Origin of the sequence: Bradyrhizobium prioriisuperbiae (genome assembly GCF_032397745.1) — a bacterium.
Classification (GTDB): Bacteria; Pseudomonadota; Alphaproteobacteria; order Rhizobiales; family Xanthobacteraceae; genus Bradyrhizobium_A; species Bradyrhizobium_A prioriisuperbiae.
This window is the reverse complement of record NZ_CP135921.1, coordinates 7594715-7609988: the sequence shown is the minus strand read 5'-3', so window position 1 is coordinate 7609988 and position 15274 is coordinate 7594715. Positions and strand designations below refer to the sequence as shown.

Annotated in this window: 16 protein-coding genes; 10 read left to right on the top strand and 6 right to left on the bottom strand. The window is 63.1% G+C overall.

Annotated features, from left to right (window positions below; translation table 11 throughout):
• Positions 1-134 precede the first annotated feature (134 nt).
• The 4 genes from lepB to recO are packed head-to-tail and all read left to right on the top strand — an operon-like array spanning position 135 to position 3434.
• Positions 135-893 (top strand): signal peptidase I, encoded by a 759-nt coding sequence (lepB, locus tag RS897_RS35430; RefSeq protein WP_315833308.1) that lies wholly within the window; start codon positions 135-137, stop codon positions 891-893.
• Positions 890-1708, top strand: coding sequence for a ribonuclease III (gene rnc, locus RS897_RS35425; RefSeq protein ID WP_315838851.1), 819 nt, complete (start codon positions 890-892; stop codon positions 1706-1708). The genes lepB and rnc overlap by 4 nt, the downstream gene beginning before the upstream one ends.
• Positions 1698-2618: a GTPase Era gene (gene era / locus RS897_RS35420; protein WP_407654368.1), complete on the top strand. Its 921-nt coding sequence runs from the start codon at positions 1698-1700 to the stop codon at positions 2616-2618. Before rnc ends, era begins: the two co-directional genes overlap by 11 nt.
• Before the next feature lie 60 nt (positions 2619-2678).
• Positions 2679-3434 carry a DNA repair protein RecO gene (gene recO / locus RS897_RS35415; protein WP_315833307.1) on the top strand — a complete coding sequence of 252 codons (756 nt, stop codon included), beginning with the start codon at positions 2679-2681 and terminating at the stop codon, positions 3432-3434.
• 53 nt (positions 3435-3487) lie between these two features.
• Here the strand turns inward: recO and RS897_RS35410 are convergent, their stop codons facing one another.
• Positions 3488-3811 (bottom strand): hypothetical protein, encoded by a 324-nt coding sequence (locus RS897_RS35410; RefSeq protein WP_315833306.1) that lies wholly within the window; start codon positions 3809-3811, stop codon positions 3488-3490.
• A gap of 207 nt (positions 3812-4018) precedes the next feature.
• Here RS897_RS35410 and parC point away from each other — a divergent pair, with 207 nt between their 5' ends.
• The gene (gene parC, locus RS897_RS35405) at positions 4019-6274 is read left to right on the top strand and encodes a DNA topoisomerase IV subunit A (protein WP_315833305.1); all 2256 of its coding nucleotides are present in this window, start codon (positions 4019-4021) and stop codon (positions 6272-6274) included.
• Between the two features lie 79 nt (positions 6275-6353).
• A complete protein-coding gene (tsaA, locus tag RS897_RS35400; RefSeq protein WP_315833304.1) occupies positions 6354-6851 on the top strand; it encodes a tRNA (N6-threonylcarbamoyladenosine(37)-N6)-methyltransferase TrmO in 498 nt (165 codons plus the stop codon).
• Positions 6852-6874: 23 nt separating this feature from the next.
• On the opposite strand, the gene RS897_RS35395 is transcribed toward tsaA, so the two are convergent.
• Positions 6875-8131: an MFS transporter gene (locus tag RS897_RS35395; RefSeq protein ID WP_315833303.1), complete on the bottom strand. Its 1257-nt coding sequence runs from the start codon at positions 8129-8131 to the stop codon at positions 6875-6877.
• A 154-nt stretch (positions 8132-8285) separates the two neighbouring features.
• Here RS897_RS35395 and RS897_RS35390 point away from each other — a divergent pair, with 154 nt between their 5' ends.
• Complete coding sequence (locus RS897_RS35390) at positions 8286-9668, top strand: Nramp family divalent metal transporter (protein WP_407654367.1); 1383 nt, start codon at positions 8286-8288, stop codon at positions 9666-9668.
• 43 nt (positions 9669-9711) lie between these two features.
• On the opposite strand, the gene RS897_RS35385 is transcribed toward RS897_RS35390, so the two are convergent.
• A complete protein-coding gene (locus RS897_RS35385) occupies positions 9712-10122 on the bottom strand; it encodes a winged helix-turn-helix transcriptional regulator (RefSeq protein WP_315833302.1) in 411 nt (136 codons plus the stop codon).
• A gap of 103 nt (positions 10123-10225) precedes the next feature.
• On the opposite strand from RS897_RS35385, the gene RS897_RS35380 reads away from it, so the two are divergent.
• Positions 10226-10846, top strand: a complete 621-nt coding sequence (locus tag RS897_RS35380) for an FMN-dependent NADH-azoreductase (protein WP_315833301.1) — start codon at positions 10226-10228, stop codon at positions 10844-10846.
• A gap of 71 nt (positions 10847-10917) precedes the next feature.
• Here the strand turns inward: RS897_RS35380 and RS897_RS35375 are convergent, their stop codons facing one another.
• The 3 genes from RS897_RS35375 to hemB form a co-directional block, all read right to left on the bottom strand.
• A complete protein-coding gene (locus RS897_RS35375) occupies positions 10918-11691 on the bottom strand; it encodes an arginyltransferase (protein WP_315833300.1) in 774 nt (257 codons plus the stop codon).
• Between the two features lie 70 nt (positions 11692-11761).
• Positions 11762-12325 carry an RDD family protein gene (locus tag RS897_RS35370; RefSeq protein WP_315833299.1) on the bottom strand — a complete coding sequence of 188 codons (564 nt, stop codon included), beginning with the start codon at positions 12323-12325 and terminating at the stop codon, positions 11762-11764.
• A 106-nt stretch (positions 12326-12431) separates the two neighbouring features.
• The gene (gene hemB / locus RS897_RS35365) at positions 12432-13490 is read right to left on the bottom strand and encodes a porphobilinogen synthase (protein WP_315833298.1); all 1059 of its coding nucleotides are present in this window, start codon (positions 13488-13490) and stop codon (positions 12432-12434) included.
• Between the two features lie 168 nt (positions 13491-13658).
• On the opposite strand from hemB, the gene RS897_RS35360 reads away from it, so the two are divergent.
• Positions 13659-14123: a DUF6163 family protein gene (locus RS897_RS35360; protein ID WP_315833297.1), complete on the top strand. Its 465-nt coding sequence runs from the start codon at positions 13659-13661 to the stop codon at positions 14121-14123.
• Between the two features lie 485 nt (positions 14124-14608).
• Entirely contained in the window at positions 14609-15124 is a 516-nt protein-coding gene (gene ldtR / locus RS897_RS35355) for a transcriptional regulator LdtR (protein ID WP_315833296.1), read from the top strand.
• Positions 15125-15274: the final 150 nt, after the last annotated feature.

Sequence of the window (15274 nt, the reverse complement as noted above, 5' to 3'; positions counted from 1 at the left end):
AAATCACTGATTCGTCAGATGATTAGCAAGTTTTCTCGGGTGCCTTGATTGCGCGTGCCCGGACAACCGTCTACAACGCCCGCGGGCGCTTTGATTGGGCCGTTTTGCGGCTCCCACAGGAACGAAGAACGGCAATGAGCGTGACATCTGGGACCAAGACCGAGGGCGGCGTTGGTGAAACCGTCCGTGTCGTCATTCATGCGCTCATTATCGCGCTGGTCATCCGAACCTTCCTGTTTCAGCCGTTCAACATCCCATCGGGTTCGATGAAGGCGACGCTGCTGGTCGGCGACTATCTGTTCGTCTCGAAATATTCCTACGGCTACAGCCACTATTCGATCCCGCTGTCGCCGCCTTTGTTCTCCGGCCGGATTTTCGGCTCCGAACCCTCGCGCGGCGACATCGTCGTGTTCCGGCTGCCGAAGGACGACACCACCGATTACATCAAGCGCGTGATCGGGCTTCCGGGCGACCGCATCCAGGTCAAGGAGGGGCAACTCTACATCAACGAGAAGCCGGTGCCGCGCGAGCGGCTGTCGGATTTCGTCGGCGAGGATCCCTGCGGCTCGGATGCGACCGCGCGCGTCAAGCGCTGGAAGGAAACGCTGCCCAACGGCGTGTCTTATGAGACGCTCGATTGCGTCGACAACGGTTTCTACGACAACACCACCGTTTATACCGTGCCGCCCGGCCACTTCTTCATGATGGGCGACAACCGCGATAACTCCACCGACAGCCGCGTGCTGTCGCAGGTGGGCTATGTGCCGCTGGAGAACGTCGTCGGTCGGGCCCAGATGATCTTCTTCTCGATCGCAGAAGGCGAGCAAGCGTGGCAGATCTGGCGCTGGCCGGTTGCGGTGCGCTGGAATCGCATCTTCTCCATTGTGCGATGAGCGACGACACGCCTCTCATTCCGCATCCGTCTAACGCTGACGACAACGCTGGCACGGTCGCGGCTGAGCAGCAGGCGGCGCCGGCCAAGAAGCCGCGCCGGCGCGTCAGCGCCAAGGCAGCGGCGAAGGCCATCGAGCAGCGCATCGGCCACACGTTCGCCGACCCCACGCTGCTGGCCACGGCGTTTACCCACGTCTCCGCGCTGAAGTCGTCGCGCAATCGGACCGAGAGCTATCAGCGGCTGGAATTCCTGGGCGATCACGTGCTGGGGCTGATCGTCTCCGACATGCTGTATCGCGCCTTTCCGAAAGCCGACGAAGGCGAGCTATCGAAGCGGCTGGCCGATCTGGTGCGCAAGGAAGCCTGCGCCGACGTAGCCAAGACGCTGGGGCTGCATGAAGCGATCAAGCTCGGCACCGTCGGCCCCGGCGTCGGCGAGCGGCTGCGCAAGTCGGTGATTGGCGACATCTGCGAGGCGGTGATCGGCGCGGTGTTCCTCGATGGGGGCTACGCGGCTGCTGCGCACTTCGTCGAGTCCAACTGGACCGAGCGCATGCGCAAACCGGTGCGACCGTTGCGCGACGCCAAGACGGTGCTACAGGAATGGGCGCAGGGGCAGGGCTTGCCGACGCCGGTCTATCGCGAGATCGAACGCACCGGCCCGCACCATGATCCGCAATTTCGCGTGTCGGTCGAATTACCCGGGTTGACGCCGGCCGAGGGCGTCGGCGGCAGCAAGCGCGCGGCGGAAAAGCTCGCAGCGCTGGCGATGTTGAAACAGGAAGGCGTGCCGAGCGGCAATAATGATGGTTGAGACGGCCGACGATATTTCCACGCGCTGCGGTTTCGTGGCTCTGATCGGCGCACCCAATGTCGGTAAATCGACGCTGGTTAACGCGCTGGTCGGCTCCAAGGTCACGATCGTGTCGCGCAAGGTGCAGACCACGCGGGCGCTGATCCGCGGCATCGTGGTGGAGGGACAGTCGCAGATCATTCTGGTCGACACCCCCGGCATCTTCGCGCCCAAGCGGCGGCTTGACCGCGCCATGGTCTCCACCGCATGGAGCGGCGCCCACGATGCCGATCTGGTTTGCGTGCTGCTGGACGCGCGCGCCGGCATCGATGAGGAAGCCGATACGATCTTGAACAAGCTCGGCAGCGTGGCGCACCCGAAGATCCTGGTGATCAACAAGGTCGACCTCGTCGCGCGGGAGAAATTGTTGCTGCTGGCGCAGGCCGCGAATGCGCGACTGCCGTTCGAGCAGACCTTCATGATTTCAGCGATGTCCGGTGATGGTGTCGACGACTTGCGCCGGGCGCTGGCTGAAGCGGTGCCCCCCGGTCCGTTTCATTACCCCGAAGACCAGATGTCGGATGCGCCGATCAGGCACTTGGCGGCCGAGATCACCCGCGAAAAGATCTACCGCAAGCTGCACCAGGAATTGCCGTACCAGTCGACGGTGGAGACCGACACCTGGACCGAGCGCAAGGACAAGTCGGTGCGGATCGAGCAGACGATTTTTGTCGAGCGCGAAAGCCAGCGCAAGATCGTGCTCGGCAAGGGTGGCGCCACCATCAAGGCGATCGGCGCCGATGCGCGCAGGGAGATCGCCGAGATCGTCGGCCAGCCGGTGCACTTGTTTCTGTTCGTGAAGGTGCGGGACGGCTGGGGCGACGATCCGGAACGGTACCGCGAAATGGGGCTGGAATTTCCGAAGGAATGAGCCACATGTCCGTCGTCGGGTCTGTGTGCGGACTGTCGTGGACGACAAGCGAAATCCATCGTGGAATGGACTGATGAAGGCATCGTGCTGGGGGTGCGGCGGCATGGCGAGGCCAACGCCATCGTCGAGCTGCTGACGCGCGGGCACGGTCGTCACCTCGGGATGGTGCGCGGGGGAGGTGGCTCGCGGATGCGACCGACCCTGCAGCCCGGCAATACGGTCAACGCGGTATGGCGCGCGCGGCTCGATGAACACCTCGGTTACTATCAGGTCGACGGCGTCCGGCTGCGTGCCGGGACCATGCTGGCGTCGTCGCATGCGGTCTATGGCATCACCCATCTGGCATCGCTGGCGCGGCTGTTGCCGGAACGCGATCCACATGAAGAGATCTACGAGATGCTCGAAGGCATCCTCGAGGATTTCGACGATGTCGGGCACGCAGCGGTGCACACCGTGAGGTTCGAACTGGCGATGCTCGCCGAACTCGGTTTCGGCCTCGATCTTGCGAACTGCGCCGCGACCGGCACCACCGACGATCTGATCTACGTTTCGCCGAAGTCAGGCAATGCCGTGTCACGGCAGGCGGGCGAACCGTGGCAGGACAAGCTGTTGCGGCTGCCGGCCTTCTTGCGCGATGACGTTACTGACCCCGGCTGGTCCGAGGGAGACCTGCTGGACGGCTTTCAACTGACCGGGCTGTTCTTGCTCCGTCACGTCCTGGAGCCGCGCGGGCAACGGCATTCCGACGCGCGCGAAGGATTCATTGCCGCGGTGACACGCGGCAGGGTGCCGCGAATGACCGATGGACCGCGTTGAATCGAAGGCGGGCCGATACGTCCCGTCCCGCCCTTCGGTTGTTTGATCCGCGATCAGTAGTAGCCGTAGTAGCGCGGACGCCAGCCACCGTAATATCCATAGCCGCCGCCGTACCCGTAGCCCCGACCATAACCGTAGCCGTAACCCGGGCCGTAGCCGCCATAGTAGCCGTATCCCGGACGGATGATATCGACGCAGCTGCGCTCCCATCGGTAACCATTCCAAAGCCGCCTGCAGCGCAGATACACTGGCTCGGCGGCGGTGCCGGCGAGATGGCTGGCGCCTGTCAGGGGCATCGCCTCGGCGCGCCCGCCGGCCAGCGTCCCGGCCCCGGCCAGCGCCGCCACGGTCGCGACAGCAAACATCAAACGACGCATGTCTCTTTCACTCCTCTGATCCCGTCAGGACCGCCGACAATATAAGGGCTCGGCCACCTTGGAAAATACCCCGGAACCATTGGATCTTGCACCTACGGTTCCGTGATGATCCGGAAAGGCCGAAATTATGGCATGGCGAAGACGAACAAGGCATGACCGGCGAATTCATTTCTTGTCCATTGACTGCGCACCGGTTAACCCCATCCCATGGGAAAGAGACTGATTCCACCGGAGCCGGCGGACATCGAGGACGTCGCTCTGCGCGACGCGCTCGAGGAGCGCTACCTTGCGTATGCACTGTCGACCATCATGCACCGGGCGCTGCCCGACGCGCGGGATGGCCTGAAGCCGGTGCACCGGCGCATCCTTTACGGCATGCGGTTGCTGCGCCTCGATCCGGGCACCACGTTCAAGAAATCTGCCAAGATCGTCGGCGATGTGATGGGCAGTTTCCATCCGCATGGCGACCAGTCGATCTACGACGCGCTGGTGCGTCTGGCGCAGGATTTCGCGTCGCGTTATCCGCTGGTGGACGGGCAGGGCAATTTCGGCAACATCGACGGCGATAATCCCGCCGCCTATCGTTACACCGAAGCGCGGATGACCGACGTCGCCCGCCTCCTGCTGGAAGGCATCGACGAAGACGCGGTCGAGTTTCGCCCCAACTACGATGGCCAGTCGAAAGAACCCTCGGTGCTGCCCGGCGGGTTTCCGAACCTGCTGGCGAACGGCGCACAGGGCATTGCGGTGGGCATGGCCACCGCAATCCCGCCGCACAATGCCGCTGAGCTTTGCGATGCTGCGCTGCATCTGATCGAGAAGCCCGACGCCAAATCGAAAGTGTTGCTGCGCTGGATCAAGGGGCCGGATTTCCCGACCGGCGGCATCATCGTCGATTCCAAGGAAAGCATCGCGGAAGCCTATGCCACCGGGCGTGGCTCGTTCCGCACCCGCGCCACCTGGAATCAGGAAGACGGCGCCCGCGGCACCTGGGTGGTGGTGATCACCCAGATTCCGTGGCTGGTGCAGAAGTCGCGGCTGATCGAGAAGATTGCCGAGCTGCTCAACGAGCGCAAGCTGCCGCTGGTCGGCGACGTTCGCGACGAATCCGCGGAAGACGTCCGCATCGTCATCGAGCCGAAGTCGCGCACGGTCGATCCGGCGCTGCTGATGGAATCGCTGTTCAAGCTCACCGAGCTCGAAAGCCGCATCCCGCTCAATCTCAACGTGCTGGTGAAGGGCCGCATCCCCAAGGTGCTCGGCCTCGCCGAAGTGCTGCGCGAATGGCTCGATCATTTGCGCGACGTGCTGCTGCGCCGCTCCAACTATCGCAAGACCCAGATCGAGCATCGGCTGGAAGTGCTCGGCGGTTATCTCATCGCCTATCTCAACCTCGACAAGGTGATCAAGATCATCCGCACCGAGGACGAGCCCAAGCCGGTCCTGATCAAGACCTTCACGCTCACCGAGGTCCAGGCCGACGCCATTCTCAACATGCGGCTGCGCTCTCTGCGCAAGCTAGAGGAGATGGAGATCCGGCGCGAGGACAAGGACCTGCGTGCGGAGTTGAAGGGCATCAAGTCGATCCTCGGCTCGGAAACCGAGCAATGGGCCAAGGTCGCCGAGCAGGTCCGCACCGTGCGCGACATGTTCGGCCCCAAGACCCTGCTCGGCAAGCGGCGCACCCAGTTTGCCGACGCGCCGGAGCACGATCTTGCGGCCATCGAAGAGGCGCTGGTCGAGCGCGAGCCGATCACGGTTGTTGTCTCCGACAAGGGCTGGGTCCGCACCCTGAAGGGCCAGGTCGCGGATCTGTCGAACCTGACCTTCAAGACCGACGACAGCCTTGGCTACGTGTTCTTCGCCGAAACCACCTCGAAGCTGCTGCTGTTTTCGACCAACGGCAAGTTCTACACTCTGGACGCAGCCAAGCTGCCCGGTGGGCGCGGCCATGGCGATCCGATCCGCATGTTCATCGACATGGAACAGGACGCCTCGATCGTCTCGCTATTCGTCAATACCGGTGGCCGCAAGTTCCTGGTGGTGAGCCATGACGGGCAGGGGTTCATCGTCAACGAGGACGACTGCGTCGGCAACACCCGCAAGGGCAAGCAGGTGCTGAACGTCACGCCACCGAACGAAGCGCGCGCGGTGACCACGGTCGACGGCGACAGCATTGCGGTGATCGGCGACAATCGAAAGATGCTGATTTTCGGGCTCGACCAGGTGCCGGAAATGGCGCGCGGGCGCGGCGTGCGGCTGCAGAAATACAAGGATGGTGGCCTGTCCGATATCGTCACGTTCGTTGCCAAGGATGGCTTGACCTGGCGCGATTCCGCCGGCCGCGAATTCAGCGCGACCAACAAGGAATTGACGGATTGGCGCGGCAACCGCGCCGACGCCGGCCGGCTGCCGCCGAAGGGCTTCCCGAAGTCCAACAAGTTCAGCAAGCCGATCGCCTAATAATATCCGCGCGTCGTGATTTGCCCGACGCGCGGTGGCGGTTACACTCCTCCCACACTTGCTGGTCGAGGGGATGGGAATGGTCCGTGAAAATGAAATCCGCGAAGGTGAAGTCGCCGTCGCATTGCCCCCGCCAACCGACGCCGGGCTGATCTTCATCGGCCGCATTCGCACGCCCTGGACCTCGCGGCTAGAGACGCCGCGGCAGGGACGTCAGGATGGGCCGGTCTGCCGCATCGAAATTTTCGATCCATGGGTGCCGGCGCTGAAAGGCCTCGATCTGTACCAGCAGGTCGAGGTGATCTATTGGCTGCACCAGTCTCGCCGGGATCTGGTGCTGCAGAGCCCGGCCAGCGACACCAATACCCGCGGGACCTTCTCGTTGCGCTCGCCGGTGCGGCCCAATCCGCTGGGGACGTCGATTGCCAAATTCGTCGGCATCGAGGGGGCGACCGTGCTGGTGCGCGGACTGGATTGCCTCGATGGCACGCCGCTGGTGGACCTGAAGCCGGACCGCTGCGCCTTCACCCCCATCGCGCCGCCGCAGCCGGGGGACTTTCAGGTCGGGGATACGTGATCGCCATCGCCGACCCGTTGCCGTCATGATTTCTGGCACGCCACCTTGCGCTCGTCGAACATCTCCGGCTGTCGGGCGAGCCCCACGGCCGGCGACATCAGGATGACCAGCGCCTGCAGGCCGAAGCCGGCCACCGCCAGGTAGAGGCAGGCTTCCGCGCCATAGGCGGCGCCGGTGATCGCGCCGATCCCTGCGCCGAGCGGACGCGCGGCATAGCTCATGATGTTGATGGCGGAGACGCGGCCGAGCAGGCGTGACGGCGTCACCGCCTGGCGCAGTGTTGTGGTGCTGATCACCCACAGGATCGGCCCCACCCCGAGGAAGAAGAAGCCGAGGCCGGCTAGCGCCGGGATCGGTGCATGGACGGTCAAAGCCAGGATGGCGGCCGCGAGGAAGCCCGAGATCGGTCCGAGCCCGACCACGGTGCCGAACGGCAGTCTGCGCAGCACCCGCGTCGCCAGCAGCGCGCCGATGATCATGCCGACGCCGTACATGGCCAGCGTCGTGCCGACGCCCGTGGCCGACAGATGCAGGTGGCGCACCGCGTACGGCACGAACACCGCGAGCACGATGAACGACGAGGTGTTGAAGATGAACTGGGTGATGAACACCGGTCGCAGCAGATGGTGGGTGAAGACGAAGGCGGCGCCTTCCTTGATCTCCTGCAGCGGATGACGCTGCGCTATCGGCTGCCGCGCTGGCTCCGGCACCCGCATCAGCATCGCGACTGCGATCACCGAGAGAGCCGCGGCAACACCGAACGCCGGCGCTGCCCCGAGAAACCCCACCAGCACGCCCCCGAGCGCAGGGCCTGCGGCGAACGCCACGGTGCGGGCCAGTTCGATGCGTGCGTTGGCCGCGGCGAGTGTGTCCGAATTGACCAGCGAGGGCACCAGCGCCGGTGCCGCGACGCTGTATATCACCGTGCCGCACACCGAGATGAAACCAAGCAGCGCCAGCAGCGGCATGGTCAGGAGCTTCAGCGAGATCAGTGCCAGGATGGCAAACAGCGCGATGGCGCGCAGAGCCTCGGCCGCGGTCATCAGCCAGCGCCGCGACATCCGGTCGGCCAGCAGGCCGGCGGGGATGGCGAACAGCATGAAAGGTAGCGTCAGTGCGGTCTGCAGCGCGCCGGTCTCTCCTTCGCCGACACCCAGCAGCAGCACGGCGACGATCGGGGCGGTGGCGAGCGCGATCTGCTCCGCGGATTGCGCGGCGAGGTTAGACCACGCCAGGCGATTGAACGAGGAGGGCAACTGCGGGGTGAGGGGAATCGGCATGGGTCCGGTCTTTCATCGTTGAATGACCCGACGGTAGGGGACGGCGAGGGGCCAACCCACCCGATTTCGGACATGCGGGCGGGAACACGGCCTTGGGATCAGATGCAGTTGCAAATTATTTGCAACAAAGGGCGTTCTGTGGTGTTCTGCCACCATGGATGCAAAAACCCCCTTGGGGCCATCGGAACCGATTCCGGCGGTGCCCCATGACATCATGCCGAACCGCGGCTGGCGCACCGCGCGTGGCGAGCCGTCGCTGGCCAATGTGTTCGGCTCGATCCGGGTGGCCAAAGGCGGCTCGTTCTGGCGCAAGCTGGCGGCCTTCCTCGGCCCTGGCTATCTCGTCGCCGTCGGTTACATGGATCCCGGCAACTGGGCGACCTCGCTCGCCGGCGGCTCCAAATTCGGCTACGCGCTGCTCACCGTCGCGCTGATCTCCAACATCATGGCGATCATCCTGCAGGCGCTGTGCGCACGGCTCGGCGTTGGTTCGGGCCGAGATCTGGCGCAGGCCTGTCGCGATGCGTTTCCGAAATGGGCGTCATGGCCGCTGTGGTTGTTCGCTGAGATCGCCATCACGGCGACCGATCTCGCCGAGATCATCGGCACGGCGATCGGGCTCAATCTGCTGTTCGGGATTCCGCTGGAAATCGGCGTGCTGATTACCGCGGTCGACGTGTTCGTCATCCTTGGCCTGCAGTGGCTCGGCTTCCGCTGGGTCGAGGCCTTCGTGGTGGCGCTGCTCGGCGTCATCGCCGCATGCTTCGCGGTGCAGATCGCGATGGCTGATCCGGACTGGGGCGCGGTGATTCGCGGCTTCGCCCCCACCGTCGACATCGTCGCCAACAAAGACATGCTCTATCTTGCGCTCGGTATTCTCGGGGCCACCGTGATGCCGCACAATCTCTATCTGCATTCGGGACTGGTGCAGACCCGCGGCTATGGCGACAGCGACGAGGACAAGCACGAGGCGATCAAGCTCTCCACCATCGATTCCACCATCGCGCTGTGCCTCGCGCTGACCATCAACGCTTCGATCCTGATCCTGGCCGCCGCCACCTTCAACAAGGCGGGCAAGACCGATGTCGCCGAGCTGGATCAGGCCCATGCCTTCCTGGCGCCGCTGCTGGGATCGGCGCTGGCGCCGACCCTGTTCGGCATCGCGCTGTTGTGCTGCGGCCTGAATTCGACCGTGACCGCGACGTTGTCGGGTCAGATCGTGATGGAAGGCTTCATCAACATCAAGGTGGCGCCCTGGCTGCGCCGCATGATCACTCGCATGATCGCCATCGTGCCGGCAGCGCTGGTGACGGTCTGGTACGGCGAGAAGGGCACCGGGCAGCTTCTGATCCTCAGCCAGGTGGTGCTCAGCCTGCAACTGCCGTTCGCGATCGTGCCGCTGGTGATGTTCACCGCAAGCCGGGCCAAGATGGGCGTGTTCGTGGCGCCGCGCTGGCTGACCATGGCGGCGGCTTTGATCGCGGCCATTATCATCGCGCTCAACGCCAAGCTGGTGCTGGATTTCGTGACTGGCTGATGCGGCGCCATGTGGTGGCGAGGTTCATCGCGTCGGCCGCTTCTCAATCGTTCTTGGTGTCGAAGTGCTGTCGTGCGGCCTGGATGTCCGGCATGTTATCGAACGCCCACATGCCGAGCGCTTTCACAGGCTCGGCCAGTGACCGACCGAGGTCGGTGAGTTCATAGTCGACCCGCGGCGGGATTGTCGGGAAGACAGTTCGGGTCACAAGGCCATCCCGCTCGAGGCCCCGCAGGGTCAGCGTCAGCATCCGCTGCGAGATGCCGCCGATCATTCGCTTCAGCTCGTTGAAGCGTTTCGTACCGTCAACCAGCAGCATGATGACCAGTACGCTCCATTTGTCGCCCACTCGGGCGAGGACCGTGCTGACCGCACGACAATCACTGTGCTCGGGTGCCTCGGTCAGGCCGAGAACATTGAGGTTACTTGGGTTGGTCGATGTGCGCGGGTTCAACGGATGTGTCCGGGTCTCAAAAATGTGCCTTCTTGCGGGATATAAGCGCGGTCACTCATATAGTCTAGGGTACAATTTTATACCTAATACCAAAAGGTGACTAATGAGTGGGACCAAACTTCTGCATATCGACGCCAGCATTCTTGGCGGCAATTCCGTCTCCCGGCAGCTCTCCGCGGCGGTCGTAGACCGCTTGCACAAGGCATCGCCCAGGCTGAACGTGACTTACCGCGATATCGGCTCCGCGCCGCTGTCGCATCTCTCGGGCGCCCATCTGGCCGCCGCCCACGGGGCGGTGCCCGAAACTGTCGCCATGGAACAGGACATTTCTGCCAGCCAAGCCGTGCTGGATGAGTTCCTGGCGGCGGACATCGTGGTCATCGGCGCGCCGATGTACAATTTTACCATTCCGAGCCAGCTCAAGGCCTGGATCGATCGCATCCTGGTTGCCGGCAAGACCTTCAGTTATTCCGAGAAGGGCGTACAGGGCCTGGCTGGCGGCAAGCGGGTGATCGTCGTTGTCTCGCGCGGCGGCTTCTACGGCGCCGATACGCCGTTCGCGGCGGGGGAGCACCTGGAGACCTATCTGCGCTGGGTGTTCGGTTTTATCGGCGTCACCGATCTCGAGATCATCAGCGCCGACGGAATCCAGATCAGCCCCGAGCAGCGCGAGAAGGCGCTCTCCGCGGCATTGCAGGCTGCCACCAGCCTCCGCGCAGCCTGAGACGCGATCGGCACGCGTTGATAATCAAAATGAGAAAATTCAGCTAAATATTTTATTTTATTGGCAGAAAGTCAGTCCTGCGGCTCCGCGATGCCGCCATTGGCGTCGACGCGGAGCCAACCGCTCGGGGCCAGCCGCTGTTGCGGCAGGAAGCGCCCTTTGTAGTCCATCTTCTTCGAGCCTTCGATCCAGTAGCCGAGATAGACGTAAGGAAGCCCCATCCGGCGCGCCCGTGTGATGTGGTCGAGGATCATGAAGGTGCCCAGCGAGCGGTCGCGCTCGTCGGGCTCGAAGAACGAATACACCATCGACAGTCCGTCGCTGAGGACATCGGTCAGCGCAACCGCGATCAGGCGGTCGCCGCGTCCGGTGATGCCGCTGTCGGCGTTGCGGGTGCGGTATTCGATCAGCCGGGTCTGGACGTGGCTGTCCTCCACCATCATGGCGTAATCGAGCACCGTCATGTCGGCCATCCCGCCATGGCGATGCCGCTCGTCCAGGTAGGCGCGAAACACCGAATACTGTTCGGATGTCGGCGCCGCGGCGCGCAGTTCGCCGACGATGTCGCTGTTGCGCGCCAGCACCTTGCGGAAGTTGCGGGATGGGCGGAATTCGTTGGCGATCACCCGCACCGACACGCAGGCCCGGCAATTGTCGCAGGCCGGCCGGTAGGCGATGGATTGGCTGCGGCGGAAGCCGCCATGGGTCAGCAGGTCATTGAGATCGCCGGCTTTGTCTCCGACGAGGTGCGTAAACACCTTGCGCTCGTGCCGCCCCGGCAAATAAGGGCACGGCGAGGGCGCCGTGAGATAGAATTGCGGGGTATCGCGCGAATGCTGCGTCACGGAACTTGGGGGCCTCCGGATAACGTATGATCGCTGCCCGGAGTGTAGCGGTCAACGTGTTTCGAATTCGTCACACCGTGCGGGCCGGCTGGAACGCGGCGACCCGTGCGGAGCTGTTGATAATCACCGTGCCGAGCACGATGTCGTGCAGCAGGCGCTTGCGGCCGTTCAACAGGCCGACCAGCACGACCAGCGGGCTCAGGACCGAGATCGATACCCAGAACAGCACGGGGTGCACTGCACCGAGCACGAAATAGCCGGGAGCGCCGTACCAGGTACGCAGTTGCAGGTCCATCAGCCGCATGCCGACGGTGGCGGAATGCGGGCCGCCCAATGTCATGCCGTAATAGATCAGTGCCCAGATCACCGAGAACGGCGTTACCAGCCCGAACAGCATCCAGCCTAGGCTCAGCGTCAGCACGCCGAAGATGGCAATGAAGATGATCGACAGCAGGATCGGAATCGACAGCACGATCAGGTCGATGATGAAGGCCACGACCCGGCGAATCAGCACGCCGCGGAACAGCTCCGGCTGAGTCGCGGGATCATACGCGTGAGGCTGTGCGTCAAAGCCGCCGCCACTGCGCCAAGTCGTCCCAGTCTGATAGCCATTGCCACGCGATGAGTCGGACATTTCAAGTTCCCTCCGGACCACCGAAAGATGGATATCCCCAAATTGGGGCACAAGAGGGAGGTCCGGGCCGGAACCCGGGCTCGCCGGATTAAAAATCAGACAGACATTAGCGATGCGCCTTCAGCATCTCGGCGACCTTGGGTGCGAAGTAGGTCAGCACGCCGTCGGCGCCGGCGCGCTTGAACGCCAAAAGGCTTTCCAGCATCGCGCGGTCGCCGTCGATCCAGCCATGGCCGGCGGCGGCTGCGATCATCGCGTATTCGCCGGACACCTGATAAGCGAAGGTCGGCATCGCGAAGGTGTCCTTCACGCGGCGCACAATATCGAGATAGGGCAGGCCGGGTTTTACCATCACCATGTCGGCGCCCTCGGCGATGTCGAGTTCGACCTCGCGCAGCGCTTCGTCGGAATTGGCTGAGTCCATCTGATAGGTGCGCTTGTCGCCGGTCAGCGTTTTCGACGAACCGATGGCGTCGCGGAACGGGCCGTAGAAGGCGGATGCGTATTTCGCGGCATAGGCCATGATCTGCACATCGATCAGGCCGGCGTGGTCGAGCGCCTCGCGGATGGCGCCGACGCGGCCGTCCATCATGTCCGACGGCGCGATAATGTCGCAGCCGGCTTCCGCCTGCACCAGCGCCTGCTTCACCAGCACTGCGACGGTCTCGTCGTTGAGGATGGTGCCGTCACGGAGCAGGCCGTCATGGCCATGGCTGGTGAACGGGTCGAGCGCGACATCGCACAGGATGCCGATGTCGGGGAATTCCTTCTTGATGGCGCGCGTCGCACGGCACACCAGGTTGTCCGCATTGAGCGCTTCGCTGCCGACATCGTCGCGCAGCGACGGGTCGGTGTAGGGGAACAGGGCGATGCAGGGAATGTCGAGCTTGGCGGCGCGCTCCGCATCACGCACCGCCTGGTCGACGGTCAGGCGGTCGACGCCGGGCATCGACGCCACCGGAAGGCGCTTGTCGCTGCCGTCCACCACGAACATCGGCCAGATCAGGTCGTCGGTGGTGATCACGTTTTCGCGCACCATCCGGCGCGCCCATTCGGCTTTCCGGTTGCGGCGCGGGCGAACGGCCAGATCCAGGGTGGGGGCGGCAACTGCGGTGTCCCGCTGCTCGCCGCGCATCTCGATCGGCCGTCCAAACTTAATCGCCATGATCAGGTCTCCGTTTGACGTCAAGATCTAGCATCCCACGCCGCTGCCGTCATCGGACGATCGCGGGTTGATTTTGGTCGTATATAGGGACAATGAAGGCGACTGGCGTGGACATAATGCCCATGCCGCCGTCGACATCGACCGATATCGAGATGACCGCGATCTTTCATGAGTGACCCGACCACGCACGATCACGCCGCGCGCGACACCATGCCGATGACATCGGCGGTGGCCGCGAACGCATCCGAATCCGGCGACGGCGCCTGGACGCGGCGGCTGGTGATTTTCCTGCGGGTGATGGCGGTGCTTGCCATCATCAAGGGCCTCTATCATTGGGCCCAGGTCACCGGCTTCATCGGCGGCGAAGACGAGGCGTTCGAAAATCAGTCGATGGCCTGGCAGACCGCGACGGTTTACTTCGCGGTGATCGAACTCGTCGCGGCGGTCGGGTTGTGGCTCGCGACACCGTGGGGCGCGGTGGTGTGGCTGACCTCCGTGGTGTCGATGGCGGTGATCGAGCTGATGTTTCCCACCATCTATGGCGGCAGCATCGCGATCATCGGGGTCGAAGGCGTTCTGCTGCTCGGCTATCTCGCGTTGGCGTGGATGGCAGCACTGGAGCGGCCGCCATAGAGATGCGCGGTGCAGGCAACGCGCGACGCGGAATTTGAGAACGCGAGCGTGATAGAGCGACAAGAACTTGGCGACACGACCTCGCGAAGCGAGATGGCCGCAAGATTTTTGCGGTGCGGGGAATAAGAACTTTTCAATTGTATCGAAATGACACTCGTTTTTTTACGTATGCGGGCCGCCATAGTTATCGAATTTTGAACGGCGAACGGGCACAGGTCTTACCGCAATATTTCGAATTTGAACGGTCCTGTTCCGGAACGCGACAGCGCGTCAGACGAAGCGTGAACAGAGCGACCTTTTCCTCAATTAAAGATTACAAAAAGCCCTTTGTTTTCGGGCTTAATCGAGGATTCACTCTCTTAAATTCATGATCTCTTTATGCTGTTGTTTAAGCTGATCTTCAAAAGCGACCCTTACGTTCGCGTTATCAGACGGGACACAAGTTTCGTCGCACAAGTCGATAAAACGACGACAGGGGAAGTGTCATGATTAAAGCCGTAGCTACGGCGGTTGAACCCGTTGAACGCGACGCCGGCAAGCAGGCCGTGCAGCCGCTCTATCTTGAAGCACTGACTTTGGTAGAGCGTCTGCACCGCCGCCTGCTCGACGTCATCAAGGACGAGTTCGATCGTCGCGGCCGCGCCGACATCAATTCGGTGCAGGCGTTGTTGCTCTACAATATCGGCGACAAGGAACTGACGGCGGGCGAACTGCGCACCCGCGGTTATTATCTCGGCTCGAACGTCTCGTACAATCTGAAGAAGCTTGTCGAGATGGGCTTCCTCGATCATCAGCGTTCGCGCGTTGATCGTCGCTCCGTGCGCATCCGTCTGACCGCCCAGGGCCAGGAAATCCGCCGCATCGTCGACGCGCTGTATCAGAAGCACGTCAAGACGGTGGAGCAGGTTGGTGGCATCTCGAACGAGGAGTTCGCGAGCCTCAACAAGTCGCTGCATCGCCTGGAGCGCTTCTGGACCGACCAGATCCTGTATCGGCTCTGAGTTCGATCAAACCACAATTACGGGCACACCGGCGCAAGACGGGTGGCCCCACGACACAACAACAATTTCCCCTGCCATGCGCCGATCCGGTCTCCGGGTCGGTGCTTTTTTGTCGAGACGCACGTTAAGCTCCTGATGCTCGCAAACACG